The sequence below is a fragment of the Microbacterium mangrovi genome, from assembly GCF_000802305.1.
Classification (GTDB): domain Bacteria; phylum Actinomycetota; class Actinomycetes; order Actinomycetales; family Microbacteriaceae; genus Microbacterium; species Microbacterium mangrovi.
Map to the genome: position 1 here is coordinate 220,616 of NZ_JTDK01000010.1, position 20,728 is coordinate 241,343.

Genomic DNA, 20,728 nt, shown 5'->3' on the forward strand with positions numbered 1-20,728 from the left:
GACCATGCTCGAAGAACAACTCATCCAGGCCGCCGGCTTCCGCAACGTCGGCGACGACGCCGGGGCTCCCACCGGCTTCCAGCTGCGCATCCGCAGCCCCTACTACCGAGGACTCTGGGGCAGTCTCATCGACAAGCCCACGGTGACGGTGGACGGCGAGGTGTTCGACGGCGCCGGCATCCGGTGGACCCTGCCGACCGGCGACTACAGCTTCGCCGAGCTGCAGGCATCCGTCGATGCGCGCTGGCCGATGGATGCCCCGGCGGTGCTCACCGTGCCCAGAGCCGGCGGACTCGCCCCCGGCATCCACGACGTCACGCTCGAGCTGCGCCTGCGGATGTCGTACATCCCCGAGGAGCTGCAGCCCTCGATCTGGACCACCACGCGAAAGGCGGTGATCGTCAAGTGACCGCCCACGACCTGCCGTTCGGCCTCGGCGTCTCCCTGTACAGCTACACCGAGGACCTCGGTGTGACCATGACCGTCGAGGACTGCATCGAGGACGTCGCCGACCTCGGCGCCACCGGCCTCGAGATCCTCGGCGAAGGACACATCGCCGACTACCCGAATCCGTCCTCCGCGTGGATCGACGCCTGGTTCGCCCGCAACGAGCGCCTCGGCCTCACCCCGACGCTGTACGGATCGTGGATCGACACCCGCCGGTTCCCGGGGCGCGGGATGACCGCAACCGAGGGTGCCGCACAGCTCGAACTCGACCTGCGGCTGGCCGCACAGCTCGGATTCTCGTTCGTCCGGCCGAAGATCGGCGTCATCACCGGAGACCTCCAGGTCGACCCGATCTGGCAGGAGGCCGTCGAGCGCAACCTCGAGCTGGCAGAAGATCTCAGCATCGTGATCTGCCCGGAGATCCACTGGCCGACCGTCATCAAGTCGCCGGTGGTCGAGGAGTACCTGGAGTTCAAGGATCGCACCGGCACGTCGCAGTTCGGCCTCCTCATCGACACCGGCGTGTTCGACGTGCAGCGGTACAGCCGCCGCGGCGGCAGCGCGTCGTTCCGGATGGGCGACGGCACCGCGCGTCCGCCGGAGGTGCCGTTCGTGCCGGTCGCAGACCTCGCCGAGGTGATGGAGCACACCGTCTACTTCCAGGCGAAGTTCTACGAGATCGAAGACGACGGAACCGACCTCTACATTCCGTGGCGGCAGATCCTCGACGTCGCGCTGGATGCCGGCTACACCGGCTGGTTCTCCAGCGAATACGAGGGGCACCACGAGCCGTACCGGGCCGCCGACCAGTTGCGCCGCCAGCACGCGCTCCTGCGATCGATCGCCGCCGAACGCGCGGCCGCACCCGCGAGCCGGAGCTGACGGCCCAGAACAGGCGATTGGCCCAGAACAGCAGGGTTCCGGCGGATTCTGCCTGTTCTGGGCCAACTGCCTGTTTACGGCCCGCGAGGACCCCTCCTCGGGTGTCAACTTCCGCGCCGGGCCACGCAGAAATTGGCACCTGAACCAGCCTCCAGTGGGCTCGGATGTGCCGTCGCGTGACATCACCGCACCGATTAGTGGGCATCACGCAAACTTAGGTACAAAACAAACATAGGACTGTTAGCGTGGATTCAACCCCACGACGAGAGTGAGCGACGATGCCCAACGGACTCATCGACGACGCGAGCCTGCGCGTCCACCCGGAGGGCGCCGCGATCGCCCTGACGATCCCGTGGTACCGGAGCCTCTGGCTCTCGTCGGTCACCACGATCCGGCTCACGATCGACGGGGTCGACGTCCCCGAGGCGGACCTCGCCTTCGAACTCGACGGAGTCCGGTACGCGATCGGCGACCTCCCGGGACAGAGCGACGTGCTCTGGGACCTGCAGACGCACCCGCTGCTCGTGGTGCGGCGCGACCAGGCGATCGCGCTCGGCGAGACGCATGATGTCGTGATCCACGGCGAGCTGCGCCTCCCGTACATGCAGATCGCGCCGGGGCTGGACGGCGGCCCCGGAGTCTACGTGCCGAACATCGTGCACCAGGCGCTCACCCTGACGGCGACCGATCGGGATGCCCCGCTGCCCGTGCTCGAGACCGGCATCGCAGCGCCGCCCCCGACGACCGAGGCGGATCCGTTCCGGCTCGGCCTCACCCTGTACTCGGCCAGCGCGGAGTTCCGCGCCGGATGGTTCGACTTCGACGGACTCCTCGACCGGGTCGCCGAGCTCGGCATCGGCCCCGGGATCGAGATCGTCGCCTCGCAGATGGTGCCGACGTATCCCGTCGTGTCCGACGAGTTCGCCCGCACGTGGCGGGACGCGTTCGACCGGCACGGATTCGATGCCAGCTCGTTCGGGGCGAACCTCGACATGGGCAAGCGGCGCGACCGTGACATGACACCCGACGAGGAGTTCGAGTTCAGCGAGCTCATGTTCCGCGGCGCGAAGAAGCTGGGCTTCCCGCTCGTGCGCATCCAGTCCGCGAAGCCCGAACTGCTGCGGCGTCTGCTGCCGGTCGCGGAGCGGCTCGGCCTGAAGCTCGCGTACGAGATCCACGCGCCCCTGGGCCCGAACGCCGAGCCGATCCTGCGTGTGCGTGAAACGTACGCCGAGCTCGACTCGCCGCTTCTGGGGTTCGTCGCCGACTTCTCCTCGACCATGCACGCCATGTCGCCGACGCTGCTGCGCGCCGTGCGCCGTGCCGGGCTCGACGACGAGGCCATCGACACCCTGCAGCGGATCTGGTCGACGGATGCCCCGATGCGTGAGCGCCAGGAGGAGTTCATCGGGTACCTCCGCTCGCGCGACTTCGACCCCGGACGCCTCGGCTCGTTCGCGCACTTGGCGTTCAACATGCACGGGCACGTCGACCCTCGCGAATGGGCCGACATCATGCCGCAGATCCTGCACGTGCACGCCAAGTTCTACGACATCGACGAGCACGGGCAGGAGCCTGCGATCGACTACCCCGAGCTCGTGCGGGTCTTCGTGGAGGGCGGCTACCGCGGCTACTGGTCCAGCGAGTGGGAAGGACACGCGTTCGCCGAACTCGGCGAGGTCGACCCGCTGGTGCTGGTGCGCAGGCAGCACGATCTGATCCGCCGCTCGATGCGAGCCGCGCAGCCGATGTGACCCCGTGACCCGAGGAGACGAGCGATGACCGACGCCCCCGACCTCTCACCACGCTGGCGCATCCACGGCGACCGCTTGATCCACTGCGACGCCCCCGCGCTGCTGCTCGGCGGGCAGCTGCACAACTCGACGTCATCGAGCATCCAGGGCATCGCGGACGGCTTCCGTCACGCGCGGGATGTCGGCGCGAACACCGTGATCGCTCCGGTGTGCTGGGATCTCAGTGAGCCGGTCGAAGGCCACCGCGACTTCTCGCTCGTCGGAGAGATGCTCGCGCGGGCCGAGGCACTCGACCTGCGGATCGTGCTGCTGTGGTTCGGTGCGTTCAAGAATGCCGCGTCGACGTATGCGCCCCGCTGGGTGCGTGCCGACCCCACTCGCTTCCCACGGGCGCGCGTCGAAGCCCGTGTCCGGCAGGCTTTCACGTACGACGGCGCCATGCCGAAGCCTGTGCTGAGCGTGTTCTCGCCGGAGCTGCGCGAGGCGGATGCCCGCGCCTTCGAGTCGCTGCTGGCGTTCGTCGCGGCCCATCCGCTGCGCGACCGCGTCGCGATGGTCCAGGTCGAGAACGAGGTGGGCCTGCTCGCGGACAGTCGTGACCGATCGTCGGTCGCCGAGCGCGCATGGTCCGACCCGGTGCCGGCGGCGTTCGTGGAGTTCTTGCACGCGACGGCATCCGGATCCGTCGCAGGACGCCTGTGGCGGGATGCCGGGTCGCCGGCAGCCGGCACGTGGTCGGAGATGCTCGGCGAGGGGTGGGAGGCGGAGGAGGTCTTCATGGCTTGGGCGTTCGCGTCGTACGCCGAGGCCCTCGCCCGTCGCGGCGCCGCTGTCTGGCCGGTCCCGATGTACGCGAATGCCTGGCTGGGCCCGCAGCCGGGGCAAGAACGCGCGGGCCAGTATCCGAGCGGTGGTCCGGGCACCCGCGTGCGGGACGTCTGGCGCGCGACGGCGCCGAGCCTGCAGATGATCAGCCCGGATATCTACATCGACGATGCGGCATCCGTCCTCGGGACGTACGCGTTCCCCGACAATCCGCTCTTCGTCCCGGAGTGCCGCCCGCGTGCCGGCGACCTCGTGCTCACGCTCGCCCGTGGGGCGCTCGGTTGGTCGGCGTTCGGGATCGACGATCTCCGCACAGGCAGTCAGGTCTCGCGGCTGCTCGAGCAGCTCACGCAGATCGGCAAGATCGTGACCACTTCACAGGCCGAGGGGCGCATCGCAGCGGTCGTCCTCGAACCGGGTGTGGAGTCCGCCGAGATCGAGCTCGGCGGCGTGCGCCTGGTTGCACGCGGCACACGGGAACTCTTCGCGCGGATGCTGCTCGATGCGGGCGTCGCGCATCTTCCGCCCGCCCCCGACCTGCCCGACGAAACCGTGGACGGTGCCCGCATACGCGCCCCGCACGACACGCGTCCGTTCGCGCTCGTCATCTCCGGACCGGATGACACGTTCCTGATCGTCGGCGAGGGCCTCACCCTCGACTTCTTCGACGACGCCGGCTCTGTCGAGATCGACGCGGTCGTCGAGGGGAGTTTCGCCGGGGGAACGTGGATGCCGGGCCGTGCGCTGAACGGCGACGAACGCCTCGAGCTGCTGCCGACGGATCGAGTCGGCGCGGTGCGGATCCGCCTCCTGCGTTTCGGGTAACCAGTGCCTCCCCCCGAGCAGCTCCTCCTCGAGTGCGTCTTCGAGGAATGTGAAGCCGCTACAGTTCTGCTGCCATCGCATCCGGCGACGGTCACCATCGAGTCGCCGGACGTTACGCGTGGGCGCCGGATTCCACGATCCGGCCGGCTTCGGCGAACAGCGCCCGCATCCACTGGTGCTCGGGGTCGTTGCCGTGCACCGGATGCCACCACAGTGCGTTGACGATGGGCGTCGGGGTGAACGGAAGCTGCACGGACCGAACCGCGGCGGCCCGCTCGGCGAGCGGCAGCAGCGACGAGTGGATGATGCCCACCCGCGACGTGCCCGCGATGAAGTGCGGGATCGCGAGGAAGCTCTCCACGACGACCTCGACGTCGGGTTCGATCCCGAGCTGCTGCACCTGACGCTCCGCCGAGGTGAACGCGGAGCGGCTCTGGTAATTCATCACCCACGGCAGGTGCGACATCTGGTCGCGGGACAGCGCGTCGCCCACCTCGTCGTTGGACGTGGCCACGATCGCGACCCATTCGTCCTGCCAGACGTCCACGAACGGCAGGTCCGTGAGGAAGCCGTGCGGGATGACCATGCCGTCGACCGCGCGGAGCCGGTTCGCCGCATCCTCCACGACGGCGGGATTGTGCAGCATGAACCGGAAGTGCACGCCCGGCGCACGCTCGGCGGCGAGTTCGGACACGACCCGGCCGATGGTGGTGAATCCGTAGTCGGAGCCGTAGATCGAGAACTCGCGGACGGACTCCGCCGGGTCCCACTCCGCCTGGCTCTCGAACACGCGCCGGGCCGCCTCGAGGGCGGTCGTGGTGTGGTCGGCGAGCCGCAGCGCGAGCGGCGTCAGCTCGTACGTGTTTCCCCGGCGGGCGAGGATCGGATCGCCGAAGTGCGTGCGCAGGCGCGCGAGGGCTGCGCTCAGTGCGGGCTGACTCAGATGGAGGCGTTCGGCGGCCCGGGTCACGCTCCGCTCCGTGAGCAGCGCATTGAGGGAGACGAGCAGATTCAGGTCGAGACGGGACAGCAGCAGATGATCGGCCACTTCAGCGTGATCCTTCGGGTGGGGGCGGCTGGTGGAGTCACTCTATCAGCCGCGGTGATGCGGGCTATCGTCGAGCCGCCGATGAAAAAGCCTGGTCAACTAGGCTATTGGGACCCTCGACAGTGGTTATGTCTGATATCGAGAAGACTTATGTGTGTTTTCGGCCCATGGGTGCGATAGTTGACCCACAGCACGGTCGCTCAACGAACGAGTCACCGACAACGAAGTCAGAAGGGCTGGACATGACACAGCATCTCCGTACGCGGATGCGGATCGGCATGCTCGCCGCCCCGCTCGTCGCGGGTTCCCTCATCCTCGCCGGCTGCTCGGGCGGCAGCAGCGCGGCCGGCGGCAAGGAGCCGCAGACCATCTCGTACGCGTTCGGCGCGACCAACGACCAGGACAAGGCCGCCTACACGAGCCTCGCCCAGGGGTACGAGAAGACGCACAAGGGCGTGACCATCACCACGCAGAACCTGCCGGGCCAGAACTACGGCAGTGCGCTCGCGACGCGGGTGCAGGGCGGCAACGCCCCCGACACGTTCAACGCCGAGGGCGGCATCGGACAACCCCACTCGATCATCCCGTGGGCCAAGGCCGGACTCCTCCTGCCGCTCAGCAGCGACATCGAGAAGCAGCTGCCGGCGTCGCAGAAGGACCTGTGGGTCTACAACGGCAAGGCGTATGGCGTGCCGCTGGGCAGCCAGGCGAACGGCGTCATCTACAACGACGAACTGGCCAAGTCCGTCGGCGTGAACATCGACGCGTCCACGAGCCTTGACGACATCATCGCGCAGTGCGGTGCGGCGCGGGCGAAGGGCAAGTCGATCTACGGCCTGGCGGGCGCGGCGCCGCCCAACACCGCGTTCCTCGCGGTCGGCCTCGCGACCTCGACGGTGTACGGTCCCGACAAGGACTGGAACCAGAAGCGCGCCGCCGGCAAGGTCACCTTCGCGGGAACGCAGGGATGGCATGACGCGCTCGCCGCCATCAAGAAGATGTTCGACGCGAAGTGCTTCCAGGACGGGGCGGAGAGCGCCGGCTTCGACGCCCTCACCAACGGGGCGTCCCAGGGCAAGATCCTCGGATTCTTCGCCCCGAGCGGCGCGGCCAAGCAGATCATGGATGCCGCCGGCGGTCACGTGAAGCTGGTCATCCAGCCCATCGCGGCACCCGCGGGAACCAAGACGTATCTCTCGCTCTCGGCCGACCAGTCCGTCGCGGCCAGTGCGAAGACGAAGAGCCCCAAGCTCGCCACCGACTTCCTCCGGTACATCCTGTCGGGCGAGGGGCAGCAGGCGTACTCGGCCTTGATCGGCACCATCCCCATCAACACTTCCGCCTCGACGAAGCTGCTTCCGCAGTACGCCCCGGTCAAGGACCTCATCACCAACGACGACGTCCGCGGCTACCCGCCCACCTCGTGGTCGAACGCGAAGGTCTACGCCGACCTCGGCAGCGGCGTGCAGGGCATCCTGACCGGTCAGATGACCGTCGACCAGGTGCTCAAGCAGATGGACGCCGACTGGGGTTGATCCGGATTCCCGGTGGCCGGTCCTCGTGGCCGGCCACCGGCATGGAAGACAGGAACGAAGCGATGGCAACTCAGTTGATGACAGAGACGGAAGCGGTCACGACCGCCGGTTCAGGCAGACGCATCTCCCGCCGCACTCCGCGCACGCGGTCGTACCACGTGCGACTCGGCTCGCTGTGGTGGGCGCTCCCGGCTCTCGTGCTGATGCTGCTGGTGATCTACGTCTCCACCGTCGCCGGCGGCTTCTTCGCGTTCACGAACTGGACGGGCATCGGCAGCTTCGACTTCGTCGGCATCCAGAACTTCGTCAAGATCTTCCAGACGCCCGAGCTGATCGGGTCGCTGTGGAACACGCTGTTCCTCGCGTTCGGCTTCGTCGTGTTCACGAACATCTTCGGCTTGCTGTTCGCGCTCGCGCTGAACCGCGGGCTGAAGTCCCGCTACCTGCTGCGCACGCTGGTGTTCCTTCCGGTCGTGGTCAGCCCGATCGCGGTCGCCTACATCTGGAAGTTCATCTTCGACTACAACGGGCCACTCAACCAGTTCCTGGCCGGGCTCGGGATGCCGAAGGTCAACTGGCTCGCGAGCCCGACTCTCGCGATCTGGTGCGTGCTGGTGGTGATGGTCTGGCAGAACATCGGCTTCGTCATGGTGATCTACCTCGCTGGGCTCGCGACCGTGCCGGTCGAGCTGGAAGAGGCGGGTGCCCTCGACGGGGCCGGGGCCTTCCGGCGGTTCCGGTACGTCGTGCTCCCGATGATCCGCCCCTCCGTCGTGATCGCGACGACCCTGACCCTCGTCCAGGGGCTGCGGGTGTTCGACCAGGTCATGGCACTCACCGGCGGTGGGCCGGCCGGTGCCACCCAGACCCTGGCCCTGGAGGTCTACGAACAGGCCTTCACCTACCAGCAGTTCGGCTTCGGCGCCGCCCTCGCGCTGGTGCTGAGCCTGCTGATCCTCTTCTTCTCCGTCGTCCAGCAGTGGGCGACCCGCGAACGCTCCGCCGTGGAGGTGTGACCCGTGTTCCGCTACACCAAGAAGACGCTGACCGTCGAGATCATCACGATCATCGCCACGGTGATCCTGCTGCTTCCGTTCTGGATCCTGCTGATGGGCTCGTTCAAGACGCTGCCCGACATCCTGAACACGGCGGCGGTGGCCCCGCCGACCCATCCGACGATCGACAACTTCGTGCAGCTGCTCTCGCCGGCATCCGACTCCTCGGGCAACATCTGGGCGGGTCTGCTGTGGAGCGCGGTGATCACGGCGGGCAGCATCCTGCTGCTGGTCGTCCTCGGCTCGCTCGCCGCGTACGCGATCGCCCGGTCGACCAGCCGATGGAGCCGCCGCGCGTTCTACCTCTTCCTCGTGGCGATCATCCTGCCCACGCAGCTGGGCACCCTGCCCCTGTACATCGGCGCGCGCGACGTGGGGCTGGTCGGCAACCCGTGGGGCATGATCCTCATCTACACGGGGATGCTCCTGCCGCTGTCGGTGTTCCTGTACGCGAACTTCTTCCGCAACCTCGGCCTCGACTACGAGGAGGCCGCCGTCATCGACGGCGCCAACCGGTACCAGGTGTTCTGGCGGATCGTGTTCCCGCTCATGTCGCCGGCGACCGGCACCGTGGCGATCCTCGCGGGTCTCATCGTCTGGAACGACTTCTTCACGTCGCTGATCTTCCTCAACGGCACCGCGTACCAGACGCTGCCGGTCGTGATGTACAGCTACGTCGGCTCGCTGGTGTCGCAGTGGAACCTGATCTTCGCGGTCGTTATCGTGTCGATGATCCCGATCCTTGCGTTCTATGCCTTCGCGCAGAAGAAGTTCATCCAGGGCTACGCCGGCGGACTCAAGGGCTGATCCGGGATGACCGTCTCCGCCCGCACCGCCGCCGACCTCGGCGACGGTCGATTCCGCAACCCCGTCCTGCCCGGCGACCGGCCCGATCCGAGCGTGCTGCGCGTCGGCGACGAGTACTTCCTGACGTATTCGTCGTTCGACGCGGCACCCGGTCTTCCGATCTGGCGCTCACCCGATCTCGTGAACTGGACGTTCGTGACGTGCGCTCTCGCGAAGCCGTTGAGCACCGTCTTCGCGCCCGATTTCGTCGAGCACGACGGCCGGTACTACATCTACATCCCGTTCATCCCCAGTGCCTGGTCGGACGCGATCGACTCGCCGCAGGTGTGGGTCATCCACGCGGATGCCCCCGAGGGTCCGTGGAGCGAACCCGTCTCCACGGGAGTGTCCGGGGCGATCGACCCCGGCCACATCGTCGGCGAGGACGGCGAGCGCTACCTGTTCGTCAGCGGCATCCGACGCTGCCGGCTGGATGCCGCGGGGCTGCGGGCGGTCACCGAACTCGAGCCCGCCTACGACGGCTGGTGCTACCCGGACGAATGGGTCACCGAGGCCTACGCGCTGGAAGGCCCGAAGCTCTTCCGCCGCGGCGACTGGTTCTATCTCGTCAGCGCGGTCGGCGGCACCGGAGGCCCCGCGACGGGGCACATGGTGATCGTCGCCCGGTCGCGGTCGGTGCTCGGACCGTGGGAGAACGCCCCGGCCAACCCGATCGCGCGCACCTGGACGGCCGACGAGACGTGGTGGTCCCGTGGGCACGCGACGATTCTGCCGGGGCCCGGCGACGAGTGGCACATGGTGTCGCACGGATACGAGAACGGATACCGCACCCTGGGCCGTCAGGCGCTCCTGGAGCCGATCGAGTGGACTGAGGACGGCTGGCCGATCGCTCCCGCACGCGATGTCGGTGCGGTCCAGGCGAAGCCGGGGCCGCGCACCGCTCCGGTCGCCGTGCCGGCGCCGTCCGACGACTTCACCGAGCCCGCCTGGGGTGAGCGCTGGGTGTTCGACAACCCGGGTCGTGACGAGGCCGCACGCGCGAGCTTCGCGGAGGGCCTGGCCCTGCGCGGCAAGGGAACCGGGCCGGCCGACTCGTCACCGCTGACGACGTGGTCGATGGACCGCGCGTATGAGGTGGAGGTCGAACTGGAGGTCGACGGCGCCGCCCAGGGCGGCCTGCTGCTGTACTTCAACGACCGGCTGTTCTACGGGATGGGCTGGGACGGTGCGGAGATGCACAGCTATGCGGGCGGCATCCGCACGCACTGGCGTGAGCCGTCGCAACCGGGCAGCAGCATTCACCTGCGTCTGCGCAACGACCATCACATCGTCACGGGCTGGCATCGCGCCCCCGGAGCCGAGTGGGTCCGGCACGGCGTCCGCTACGACACCTCCGGGGCTCACTCCGCGACGATCAACGACCTGAAGAGCCTGCGGCCGGCACTGTTCGCGGCCGGCGACGGTGGCGTCGTGTTCCGAAGGTTCCGGTACCGCGCGCTGCCCACGGAGACGGTCGCATGAGCATCGACATCGAAGAACTCCTCGGCCGGATGACGTGGCCCCAGAAGCTGCTGCAGCTGCAGATCGTGTGGCGGCAGGATGCCGCGGAGCGCGACGCCCTCGTGCGCCGCGGACTCGGCTCCACTTTCTGGCCGCCGAGCGCGGCGGAGGCGGATGCGCTGCAACGGATCGCCGTGGAGGAGACCGAGCTCGGCATCCCGCTGCTCATCGGGCTGGATGTCGTGCACGGGCAGTTCACGATCTTTCCGACCCCGCTCGCCCAGGCGGCGAGCTTCGACCCGCAGACCGCCGTCGACGATGCGCGCGTCTCGGCGATCGAGGCCCGCTCGCACGGCGTGAACTGGACGTTCTCGCCGATGGTGGACGTCACCCGCGACCCGCGGTGGGGGCGCGTCGTCGAAGGATTCGGCGAAGACGTGCACCTGTCGTCCGTGTTCACTGCGGCGAAGGTGCGGGGGTACCAGGGCGACGGTCCTGCCGCGGGCGACAGCGTCGCCGCCTGCCTGAAGCATTTCGTCGCGTACGGTGCGGCGGAGGCGGGGCGGGACTACAACACCGCCGATGTCTCGGATCGGCGGCTGCGCGAGACATACCTGGAGACCTTCCGCATCGGCGTCGAGGCCGGCGCCGTCACCGTGATGGCATCCTTCAACTCGCTGAACGGGCACCCCATGCACGGCAACCATGCGCTGCTGACCGGTGTGCTCAAGCGGGAGTGGGGATTCGACGGGGTCGTGGTGGGGGATGCCGACGGCGTCGCCCAGCTGGTCGATCACGGAGTCGCGCCGGATGAGCGGGCGGCGGTCGCGCTGGCCCTGGAATCCGGAATCGACATCGTGATGGGCGGAACGCTCCTCGTCGACGGGGCCGGCATCCCGCTGCTCACCCCCGCCGACGTCTCACCCGAACGCATCGACGACGCGGTGCGACGCGTGCTGCGCCTCAAGGATCGCCTGGGACTGTTCGCCGCCCCGTCCGCCGATCCCGCATCCGCTGTGGGGACGACGCCCGCGCACCGCGAACTCGCCCGGCGCGCGGCGGAGCGCTGCCCCGTGCTGCTGACCAACGGCGGGTCTCTGCCGCTCCCGGCGACGGGCCGCATCCTCCTCGCCGGGCCGTACGCGCGGAGCCTCGATCACCTCGGCGCCTGGGTGCAGCACTTCGCGACGCCCGCCGACCAGAGCCTCGCGGAGGCGCTCGCACGCCGGCTGCCGGACGTCGCCTGGGACGTCGCGGACGGACCGGATTTCTTCACCGTCTCCGACGGGCAGATCCGTGACCTCGTCGCGCGGGCGGACGCCGCCGACCTCGTCGTCCTCGCTCTCGGGGAGCCGAGCCGGCTCTCCGGCGAGGCGGCATCCCGCGCGGACATCACGCTGCCCGATGCGCAGCGTCGCGTCATCCACGCGCTCGCCGACGCCGGCGCACGCGTCGTCGTCGTGCTGGCCACCGGGCGCCCCCTCGTCGTCGAGGACTGGGTCGACCGCGTCGACGCCGTGCTGTGCACGTGGCACCTCGGCGTCGAGGGTCCCGCCGCCATCGCCGCGACGCTTTCCGGCGCAGTGAATCCGGGCGGCCGGGTGCCGATGACCTTCCCGCGAGCGGTCGGACAGGTGCCGATCCATCACGATCACGAACGGACCGGACGTCCGCCGCGGACCGGCGGCGGACTGGTCGGATCGCCCGCGTCGTTCGTCGACCCCGTCACCGGCTTCGCCGGGCCGAACAACACCGACGACCACTACACCTCGAAGTTCCTCGACCTGCCGCTCGGGCCGCGGTTCGACTTCGGACACGGGCTCAGCTACACGACGTTCGCCCTCGACGACCTGACCGTCTCAGCTGACGCGATCACGATCGGGGAACTGCGCGAGGGCAGCGCAGAGGTTGCGGTGACGGTGCGCAACACCGGCGATCGGGCGGGCGATGACGTGCTGATGCTGTTCGTCACCGACGAGGTCGCGTCCGTGGCCCAGCCGGTGCGGCGGCTGCGCGGATTCCGGCGCATCCCGCTGGCGGCGGGCGGGTCCGCCCGGGTCGCGTTCCGGCTCGACGCGACGGACCTCGAGTTCTGGGCGGACGGGTCACGGCGCCTCCTCGAGCCCGGAGATTTCACCCTGACGGTGAGCGACGGCACCTCGTCGCTCACCACGCGACTGGAACTGACAGCGTGCGCGCGATCGGAGGCATCCGCATGACCCTGGACCGACTGCGCGAGGCCGTCGCCGGCGACGTCCCGAACGCGATCATGCCGCTGTTCTGGCAGAAGGGCGGACCCGTCGAGGTGGTGCGCACCGAGATGGAGCGGATCGGGGATGCCGGCATCGGCGCCGTGATCCTGGAGGCGCGTCCGCATCCGGAGTTCCTCGAGGACGGCTGGTGGCGCGACGTCGACGCCGTGCTCGAGATCGCCCGCAGGCGCGGCATGAAGGTGTGGTTCTTCGACGACGACACGTTCCCGACCGGTCACGCCGGGGGAGCGGTCGCCTCGGCTCCGCCGAACCTGCGCCGGCGCTTCCTCACCGAGCGGCACACGGACGTCGTCGGTCCGGCGTGCGGGGCATCCCTGCTCGTCGAGCGCACGATGTTCTTCGGACCGGCGGCTTCTCTCGATCCCGGGCGTCTGCTGCGCGTTCTCGCCTACCCCCGTGCAGAGGACTCCGACACGCTCGTCGGTGATGCGATCGACCTCACCGACCGGATCGTGGACGGGGTCGTGCACTGGGACGTGCCGGACGGCTGGTGGCGGGTGTTCTTCGTCAGCGAGACGACCGATGGGGCAAGCGCTCCGCACACCGATCACATCGACTACCTGAACCCGGCATCCACCCGGCTGCTCCTCGATGCGGTGCACGAGCAGATCCACGCCCGGTACGCCGACGAGTTCGGCACCACCATCGCCGGGTTCTTCAGCGACGAGCCCGGCTTCTACAACGACCCGGACACCTTCGACTTCGGGTCGGCGCTCGGCAAGGCGGTGCCGCTGCCGTGGAACGAGCACGTCGCCGCGGCGCTCTCCGCCGCGCTCGGCGAGGACTGCCTCCCGGTGGTGCCGCTGTTGTGGGCGCCGGCCGAGGGCGCCGAGCGCCGCGTCCGCTCCGCCTACATGGACGTCGTCTCGCGGCTGTACTCGGATGGCTTCAGCCGGCAGCTGGGTGACTGGTGCCACGCGCACGACGTCGAGTACATCGGGCATGTCATCGAGGACAACGGCGCGCACGCGCGCCTCGGCCCCGGCGCCGGACACTACTTCCGAGCCATGGCCGGGCAGGACATGGCCGGTGTCGACATCATCGGCGGGCAGGTCGTGCCGGGATTCTCCCGCGGACCCTTCGCGAACATGGCGGGAGCCGCCGACGGGGAGTTCTTCCACTTCGGACTCGCGAAGCTCGCCTCCTCCGCCGCGCACCTCGATCCGCGCAAGGCGGGCCGGTCGATGTGCGAGACGATCGGCGCCTCCGGCTGGTACGCCGGGCTGCGCCTGTTCACCTGGCTGACCAATCACCTGCTCGTGCGCGGCGTGACGCACGTCGTGCCGCACGCGTTCTCGCCGGCGCCCTTCCCCGACCTGGACTGCCCGCCGCACTTCTACGCGCACGGAAAGAATCCGCAGTACCGGTACCAGCACCTGCTGAGCGAGTACACGAATCGCCTCAGTCACCTGCTGCAGGGGGGCGTCCACGTCGCGCCGTTCGCGGTGCTCTACCATGCGGATGCGGAATGGCTGGGGGCAGCCCAGCCGTGCGAGCGGCCGCTGCGGGTGCTGATGGAGGCCCAGCTGGATGCCGACATCGTCCCCGGCGACGCGCTGCCGCAGGCTCGGGCCGCCGGGGCGGCCTTCACGCTCGGGGAGGAGACGTACGACGCCCTCGTCGTGCCGGGTAGCGACTTTCTGCCGTCCTCCGTCGCGCGGGAGCTGCTGCGCCTGGACGAAGCGGGGATCCCGGTGGTCTTCGTGGACCGGGTGCCGCGCGTGCACGGCGGGCCCGCGACCGATCTCACCGACCGTTTCCGGGCCGTGCCGCTGGCCGAGCTGGCCGAGGTCGCGGCCTCGCTGACGTCCCGTGCGGTGCGGGTCGCGGCATCCGCACCCGGGCTGCGAGCCTACCGCCGCGACCTCGGGGCCGTGGACGTGGTGATGCTGATGAACGAGTCCACCCGCGAGCGCGTCTGCACCACACTCACGGTGCCGCGGGCCGGCGCGGTGATCGCGTTCGACGCCGTCACCGGCACCTGCCGCCGGGTGCCGTTCTCGACCGAGACGACGGCCGGGACGGCGGTGCCCCTCGACCTCGCGCCGGGGGAGGCATCCGTCCTCCTCGTCGGAGACCCGGTGGCCTGGCGCGATCTTCCGGTCGAGGCTGCGGCCGTCGCCGGTGCGCCCGTCGTCGTGGCCGCCGACTGGACGGTGGCGACGGCGACCGCCCAGCAGTACCCGGTCTTCACGCCCTGGCGATCGCTGGACGACCTGGTCCCGCTCGATCGTCCCGAACTCCTGCCGCGCTTCAGCGGCACGATCCGGTACACGTCGACGGTGGCGCCGGACCGGCTCGACGGCGCGTTCGTGCTCGATCTCGGTGAGGTGCACGAGATCGCCCAGGTGACGGTCAACGGCGCCGACCTCGGCACCCGCATCGCCCCGCCGTACCGCTTCACCATCCCGGACGGACTGCTCACGACCTCCAGCACCCTCGAGGTGGAGGTCACGAACACGCTCGTCAAGGCGCACCCCGACTTCTTCTCGGCGTTCGCCCAACAGGAGCCGACGGGCCTGCTCGGACCCGTCACGATCGCGCCGCTGCAGCGCGCCACCCCCGACCAACCGATGCCCTGACGCTTCGTCAGGCTCAGGGACCGAAAGAAGAAGACATGTATCAGCTCGCACCCAATATCGAACTGCTCTTCACCGAAGCCGGTGACTACCATGACCGCGTGCGTGCGGCCGCGGCAGCCGGATTCGACGCCGTGGAGATGTGGGGTCCGACCGGCGTCGACGCCCCCGCGACGCCCAAGGACCTCGCGGCGCTGAAGGCCGCGCTCGACGAGACCGGGACGGTCCTCACCGCCCAGCTGGCCGAGCCGCGCACCCAGTTCATGATCCCGCCGTGGGACCACTCGGAGTTCTACCGCAAGCTCGACGAGGGGGTCGCGATCGCCCAGCAGCTCGGCTGCCCGCGCATCGTCGTCGGAAGCGGCACCGGTTTCGGGGGCTGGAAGCGCCAGGTGCAGCTCGACAAGCTCGTCGAGATCTACCAGAAGGCGATCGCGCAGATCGACGGCTCCGGCATCACACTCGCCCTGGAACCGGTCAACGTGCGCGTGGACCACCCCGGATCGCTGCTGGACCGCACCGCCGAGGCCGTGTACGTCGCGCGCGGCGTCGACTCGCCCTTCTTCGGCGTGCTGTACGACATCTACCACTCGGCCGTGGAGGGGGAGGACATGGCCGCCGAACTGGCGGGCGCGGGCGACCTGATCGCGTACGTGCAGCTGGCCGACGCCCCCGGCCGCGGCGAGCCCGGCTCCGGATCGCTGGACTGGACCGAGCGGCTCGGCATCCTGCGCGCGGCCGGCTACGACGGCCCGATCGGGCTGGAGTACTACCCGACGCAGGAGTCTGCGGCATCCGTCGCGCTCATCCGCGAACTGGCCGTGACGGCATGAGAATGCACCGCTATCCGGAGTCCGTCGACGTCGTCATCGTCGGCAGCGGACCGACCGGTGCCGCCTACGCGCGCATCCTCAGCGAGCGCGCGCCGCAGGCCACCGTGGCCATGTTCGAGGTCGGCCCGATCGTCTCCGACCCGCCCGGCGCGCACGTGAAGAACATCGAGGATGCCGCCGCCCGCGCGCAGGCGCAGGAACGATCCGAGGGCCCCGGCGCGGGGGAGGAGACGGTCGCGTCCCCGGGCGCCGTCAAGGCCGGGACCCGCATGGCGCGGCCGGGAACCTACCTGCTGCCCGACGGCTACGCGTTCCCCGGCGAGGACGGGATGCCGGTGGCCGCCTTCTCCAGCAACGTCGGCGGCATGGGAGCCCACTGGACGGGCGCGTGTCCGCGACCCGGCGAGAGCGAGCGCATCGCGTTCCTGCCCGACCTCGACGAACTGCTCGACGAGGGCGACCGCCTGCTGGGGGTCACCACCGACGCGTTCGACGGCGCTCCCTTCACCGGTCTCGTGCGCGAGCGCCTGGCCGGTGCGGTGGACGACGGCCGTGCGCCGCACCGGCGCGTGCAGCGCATGCCGCTGGCCGTGCACCGCCGCGACGACGGACGCCTGGTGTGGTCGGGGTCGGACGTGGTGTTCGGCGACGTCACCCGGGCGAACCCGAACTTCTCGCTCTACGACGACTCCCTCGTCGCGCGCGTCCTCGTCGAGGACGGCCGCGCCGTCGGGGTCGAGGTGCGCGACCGGCGCACCCGGCACTCGCACACGGTCCGCGCGCGCTTCGTGGTGGTCGCGGCCGACGCCCTGCGCACGCCGCAGGTGCTGTGGGCGTCGGGCATTCGGCCCGCCGCGCTCGGCCGCATGCTCAACGACCAGTCCCAGGTCGTCTTCGCCGCGCGCATCCGGGATGCCGCGCCCGTGGCCGCGGCGTCCGGTCCGGCGGGTCAGTCCGACGAGCACGCGGTCGTGGGCGGCGCGATCAGCGAGCAGAGCGGGGTGAGCTGGGTGCCCTACACGGACGCCGAGCCGTGGCACGGACAGATCATGCAGCTGGATGCCTCTCCGGTGCCGCTGGCCGAGGACGACCCGGCGGTGCCGGGTTCGATCGTGGGTCTCGGGCTGTTCACCGCGAAGGACCTGCAGTGGGACGACCGCGTCGCGTTCTCGGACACCGAGACCGATACCTACGGGATGCCGGCCATGGCGATCCACTACCGGCTCACGGAGCACGACCACGCCGTGCTGGACCGCGCCCGCGCCGAGATCGTGCGTCTCGGACGCGCCGTCGGAGAACCCCTCGACGAGCGACCGTTCACCATGCCGCTCGGCGCCTCGCTGCACTACCAGGGAAGCGTCCGGATGGGGGAGACCGACGACGGCCGGAGCGTCTGCGGACCCGACTGCGAGGTGTGGGACGTCCCCGGCCTGTTCGTCGCGGGCAACGGGGTCATCCCGACCGCGACAGCCTGCAACCCGACTCTGACCAGCGTCGCGCTCGCCGTGCGCGGAGCGGGTCGGATCGCCGAAGACTTGCTTAAGCAGGAAACCGACATTAGTATGTTTGAAACAGAACGAAGTGGTTCAAGGAGGTCGGGATGATCCCGGATCGCATCATCGAGCAGGGCACGCTCACCATCGACGGCGCACGCGCCGCAGTCGAGGTGCGGATCCCCTGGTACCGCGCCCTGCCGGCATCCTGCATCGCCGGCGCGACCCTCGCCGTCGACGGCGTCGCGGCGCCGGCCGCATCGCTGCGGTGGGAGCTCAACGGCCGCACGTTCACGTTCGCCGAGCTGGCGACGAACACCGAGGAGTGGTGGTTCCCGCTCGACTCGTGCGTGCTCTCCGGCGACCTGCCGGTCACGGCCGGCGGCGACCACGAGGTGAGCGTCGGGCTGACCCTCTACATCCCGTACATCATCATCGGCGACGGCGAGGTGCTCCACATCGAGGAGCACGACACCAAGACCATGACCGCACGAGAGGCGGTGGCCGCATGACCGGCACGACCCTGCGCCCTGAGCCTGTCGAAGGGCAGCCCGCCGGCGCGCCCATCCAGGGCGTCACGCTCTACAGCTTCACGCGCGCCTTCCATGGTCGCGAGTACGACCTCGAAGGCCTCGTCCGCAAGGTCGCCGCCTCCGGCTACGGCCCCGGGCTGGAGATCATCGGATTCTCCAGCTTCCGCGGGTTCCCGACGATCGACGACGCGTTCGCCGGCTGGTTCCGCGATCTCGTCGCGGAGACGGGCCTCGTCACGACGTCGCTGGCGATCAACGCCGACATCGGCATCCACCGCGATCGCCTGCTGAACCAGGACGAACTCATCGAGTACATGCGCCGGCAGATCGAAGCGGCGGCGAAGCTCGGCTTCCCGATCGCGCGCGTGCAGATCTCCATCGAGCCCGACTCGATGGAGGCCCTCGCCCCGGTCGCCGAGAAGTACGGCGTGACCCTCGCTCTCGAGGTGCACGCCGACCAGTACGCGTCGCATCCGCGCATCCTCGCGCTGCGCGACCGGTACGAGAAGGTCGGCTCGCCGTTCCTCGGATTCACGATGGACTGGGGCGCCACGACCGTCGGCTTCGCGCCGTCGCTCGTCGAGGCCTACCGGCGCCGCGGCGCGTCGGAGGACCTGCTCGGCAAGGTCGTCGCCCTGTGGGACGAGTTCTTCCAAGCCGGGCCGCCCGCCGACCAGGCCGATCACGGGCAGCGCTTCGGCCGGTTCATCGCGCTCGGCGCGCAGAACGGCCGCCCCGACCTCGGGATCGACTTCGCCATCAACGGGACCGGCCTGTTCGGCCCGGCGCGCGTTTCCGACTGGCTCGAGATCATGCCGTGGATCAAGCACGTGCACGGCAAGTTCTTCGGCATCGACGAGCGCGGCGAAGAGCCCTCGGTGCCGGTGCGCGACCTCATCCGCCTCCTCGTCGAGAACGGCTACAACGGCGCGATCTCGAGCGAATACGAGGGGTGGCACTGGAACCACTGGCAGTCGCCGTTCGAGATCATCGCGGGCGAGCAGGCCGTGCAGCGCTCCGCCGCGCAGGACGCCGGCTCGGCGATGACGACGGATGCGGATGCCTCGCGCCGGCAGCTGGCCGCGTGGCTCCCGGCCCGCACCGGAGCGTCCGCATGACGCTGCGCGTCGCGATGATCGGCCATGGCTTCATGGGCGCCGCCCACTCGGTCGGGTGGCGACAGGCGCCACGCGTGTTCGACCTGCCGGACGACGTCGAGATGGCGGTCGTGGTCGGTCGAGACGCGGAGGCCGCCGCGAGTGCCGCGGTGCGCTGGGGCTGGGCCGCGTCGGCGACCGACTGGCGGGAGGTGATCGCCCGCGACGACATCGACCTCGTCGACATCGTCACCCCGGGCGACTCCCACGCCGAGATCGCGATCGCCGCGCTGGATGCCGGCAAGCACGTGCTGTGCGAGAAGCCGCTGGCGAACACCGTCGCGGAGGCGGAGGCGATGGCGGACGCCGCCGCCCGCGCGCACGAGCGCGGGATCCGGGCGATGGTCGGTTTCACCTACCGTCGTGTGCCGGCGGTGACGCTGCTGCGCGACCTCATCGCGGACGGCCGGGTCGGACGCGTGCAGCAGGTGCGGACCGCGTACCGGCAGGACTGGCTGGTGGACCCGCAGGTTCCGCTCGCCTGGCGGCTCCAGAAGGAGCGCGCCGGCTCGGGCGCGCTCGGCGACATCGGCGCGCACATCGTCGACCTGACCCGGTTCGTCACCGGGCAGGACGTCACGGCGGTGTCGGGCACGATCGAGACGATTGTGAAGCAGCGTCCGCTCTCCGGCACCGGCGCTCTGAGCCTGTCGAAGGGCCTCGCCGGCACCGCCGCCGACGGATTCGGCGAGGTCACGGTCGATGACGCCGCGATCTTCACCGGCCGCCTCGCCGACGGCGCCCTCGTCTCGTTCGAGGCGACGCGTTTCGCGACCGGCCGCAAGAACGCTCTCACCATCGAGGTGTCCGGCGACCGCGGCGCCCTCGCGTGGGACCTCGAACGTCTCAACGAACTGCAGTACTACGACCGCACCGCGCCGGATGCGGTGCAGGGCTTCACGACGATCCTCGTCACCGAACCCGTGCACCCGTACGTGGCCGCGTGGTGGCCCGCCGGGCACATGCTGGGCTACGAGCACGGCTTCACCCACCAGGTGGTCGACCTCGTTACCGCGATCCACGACGGCACCGACCCGCGTCCCTCGTTCGCCGACGGTCTGGCCGTGCAGCAGGTACTAACGGCGGTCGAGGCCAGCGCCGCGGCGTCGTCGGCGTGGACCGGCGTGGTCGGCACCCGGGCCGAGGCGGTCCGCAGCAACGACAACCACGAAGGATGAGGAA

At 69.7% G+C, this 20,728-nt stretch carries 16 protein-coding genes; 15 read left to right on the plus strand and 1 reads right to left on the minus strand.

Annotated elements, in window-relative coordinates:
* Positions 1-4: 4 nt before the first annotated feature.
* The 4 genes from LK09_RS21980 to LK09_RS11780 all read left to right on the plus strand — a co-directional run bounded on the left by LK09_RS21980 (position 5) and on the right by LK09_RS11780 (position 4,733).
* A complete protein-coding gene (locus LK09_RS21980; RefSeq protein ID WP_039399451.1) occupies positions 5-409 on the plus strand; it encodes a C-glycoside deglycosidase beta subunit domain-containing protein in 405 nt (134 codons plus the stop codon).
* Complete coding sequence (locus LK09_RS11770; RefSeq protein ID WP_231563020.1) at positions 406-1,329, plus strand: sugar phosphate isomerase/epimerase family protein; 924 nt, start codon at positions 406-408, stop codon at positions 1,327-1,329. Before LK09_RS21980 ends, LK09_RS11770 begins: the two co-directional genes overlap by 4 nt.
* Positions 1,330-1,607: 278 nt before the next feature.
* Positions 1,608-3,083 (plus strand): C-glycoside deglycosidase beta subunit domain-containing protein, encoded by a 1,476-nt coding sequence (locus LK09_RS11775; protein WP_039399453.1) that lies wholly within the window; start codon positions 1,608-1,610, stop codon positions 3,081-3,083.
* 24 nt (positions 3,084-3,107) lie between these two features.
* A complete protein-coding gene (locus LK09_RS11780; RefSeq protein ID WP_039399455.1) occupies positions 3,108-4,733 on the plus strand; it encodes a DUF5597 domain-containing protein in 1,626 nt (541 codons plus the stop codon).
* A 112-nt stretch (positions 4,734-4,845) separates the two neighbouring features.
* Here LK09_RS11780 and LK09_RS11785 read toward each other — a convergent pair whose 3' ends face one another.
* Positions 4,846-5,781 carry a LysR family transcriptional regulator gene (locus tag LK09_RS11785; RefSeq protein WP_039399457.1) on the minus strand — a complete coding sequence of 312 codons (936 nt, stop codon included), beginning with the start codon at positions 5,779-5,781 and terminating at the stop codon, positions 4,846-4,848.
* Between the two features lie 242 nt (positions 5,782-6,023).
* On the opposite strand from LK09_RS11785, the gene LK09_RS11790 reads away from it, so the two are divergent.
* The 11 genes from LK09_RS11790 to LK09_RS11840 all read left to right on the plus strand — a co-directional run bounded on the left by LK09_RS11790 (position 6,024) and on the right by LK09_RS11840 (position 20,724).
* A complete protein-coding gene (locus LK09_RS11790) occupies positions 6,024-7,316 on the plus strand; it encodes an ABC transporter substrate-binding protein (RefSeq protein ID WP_197061037.1) in 1,293 nt (430 codons plus the stop codon).
* A gap of 77 nt (positions 7,317-7,393) precedes the next feature.
* Complete coding sequence (locus LK09_RS11795) at positions 7,394-8,332, plus strand: carbohydrate ABC transporter permease (RefSeq protein ID WP_231563021.1); 939 nt, start codon at positions 7,394-7,396, stop codon at positions 8,330-8,332.
* 3 nt (positions 8,333-8,335) lie between these two features.
* The gene (locus LK09_RS11800) at positions 8,336-9,178 is read left to right on the plus strand and encodes a carbohydrate ABC transporter permease (protein WP_039399463.1); all 843 of its coding nucleotides are present in this window, start codon (positions 8,336-8,338) and stop codon (positions 9,176-9,178) included.
* Positions 9,179-9,184: 6 nt separating this feature from the next.
* Positions 9,185-10,699, plus strand: a complete 1,515-nt coding sequence (locus LK09_RS11805; RefSeq protein ID WP_039399465.1) for a family 43 glycosylhydrolase — start codon at positions 9,185-9,187, stop codon at positions 10,697-10,699.
* A complete protein-coding gene (locus LK09_RS11810; protein WP_039399467.1) occupies positions 10,696-12,897 on the plus strand; it encodes a glycoside hydrolase family 3 N-terminal domain-containing protein in 2,202 nt (733 codons plus the stop codon). The genes LK09_RS11805 and LK09_RS11810 overlap by 4 nt, the downstream gene beginning before the upstream one ends.
* A complete protein-coding gene (locus LK09_RS11815; RefSeq protein ID WP_039399757.1) occupies positions 12,894-15,533 on the plus strand; it encodes a glycosyl hydrolase family 2 protein in 2,640 nt (879 codons plus the stop codon). Before LK09_RS11810 ends, LK09_RS11815 begins: the two co-directional genes overlap by 4 nt.
* A gap of 35 nt (positions 15,534-15,568) precedes the next feature.
* Positions 15,569-16,363, plus strand: coding sequence for a TIM barrel protein (locus LK09_RS11820; protein ID WP_039399469.1), 795 nt, complete (start codon positions 15,569-15,571; stop codon positions 16,361-16,363).
* Positions 16,360-17,967, plus strand: a complete 1,608-nt coding sequence (locus LK09_RS11825) for a GMC oxidoreductase (RefSeq protein WP_039399471.1) — start codon at positions 16,360-16,362, stop codon at positions 17,965-17,967. Before LK09_RS11820 ends, LK09_RS11825 begins: the two co-directional genes overlap by 4 nt.
* On the plus strand, positions 17,964-18,368 hold the full coding sequence (locus LK09_RS11830; RefSeq protein WP_039399473.1) for a C-glycoside deglycosidase beta subunit domain-containing protein: 405 nt from the start codon (positions 17,964-17,966) through the stop codon (positions 18,366-18,368). The genes LK09_RS11825 and LK09_RS11830 overlap by 4 nt, the downstream gene beginning before the upstream one ends.
* Positions 18,365-19,507: a sugar phosphate isomerase/epimerase family protein gene (locus LK09_RS11835; protein WP_052226696.1), complete on the plus strand. Its 1,143-nt coding sequence runs from the start codon at positions 18,365-18,367 to the stop codon at positions 19,505-19,507. Before LK09_RS11830 ends, LK09_RS11835 begins: the two co-directional genes overlap by 4 nt.
* Positions 19,504-20,724, plus strand: coding sequence for a Gfo/Idh/MocA family protein (locus LK09_RS11840; RefSeq protein WP_231563022.1), 1,221 nt, complete (start codon positions 19,504-19,506; stop codon positions 20,722-20,724). Before LK09_RS11835 ends, LK09_RS11840 begins: the two co-directional genes overlap by 4 nt.
* Positions 20,725-20,728 lie beyond the last annotated feature (4 nt).

Coding starts and splice junctions, on each gene's coding strand:
- LK09_RS21980 (WP_039399451.1), top strand. CDS start 5: ATGCTCGAAGAACAACTCATCCAGGCCGCCGGCTTCCGCAACGTCGGC.
- LK09_RS11775 (WP_039399453.1), top strand. CDS start 1,608: ATGCCCAACGGACTCATCGACGACGCGAGCCTGCGCGTCCACCCGGAG.
- LK09_RS11780 (WP_039399455.1), top strand. CDS start 3,108: ATGACCGACGCCCCCGACCTCTCACCACGCTGGCGCATCCACGGCGAC.
- LK09_RS11790 (WP_197061037.1), top strand. CDS start 6,024: ATGACACAGCATCTCCGTACGCGGATGCGGATCGGCATGCTCGCCGCC.
- LK09_RS11795 (WP_231563021.1), top strand. CDS start 7,394: ATGACAGAGACGGAAGCGGTCACGACCGCCGGTTCAGGCAGACGCATC.
- LK09_RS11805 (WP_039399465.1), top strand. CDS start 9,185: ATGACCGTCTCCGCCCGCACCGCCGCCGACCTCGGCGACGGTCGATTC.
- LK09_RS11810 (WP_039399467.1), top strand. CDS start 10,696: ATGAGCATCGACATCGAAGAACTCCTCGGCCGGATGACGTGGCCCCAG.
- LK09_RS11815 (WP_039399757.1), top strand. CDS start 12,894: ATGACCCTGGACCGACTGCGCGAGGCCGTCGCCGGCGACGTCCCGAAC.
- LK09_RS11820 (WP_039399469.1), top strand. CDS start 15,569: ATGTATCAGCTCGCACCCAATATCGAACTGCTCTTCACCGAAGCCGGT.
- LK09_RS11825 (WP_039399471.1), top strand. CDS start 16,360: ATGAGAATGCACCGCTATCCGGAGTCCGTCGACGTCGTCATCGTCGGC.
- LK09_RS11830 (WP_039399473.1), top strand. CDS start 17,964: ATGATCCCGGATCGCATCATCGAGCAGGGCACGCTCACCATCGACGGC.
- LK09_RS11835 (WP_052226696.1), top strand. CDS start 18,365: ATGACCGGCACGACCCTGCGCCCTGAGCCTGTCGAAGGGCAGCCCGCC.
- LK09_RS11840 (WP_231563022.1), top strand. CDS start 19,504: ATGACGCTGCGCGTCGCGATGATCGGCCATGGCTTCATGGGCGCCGCC.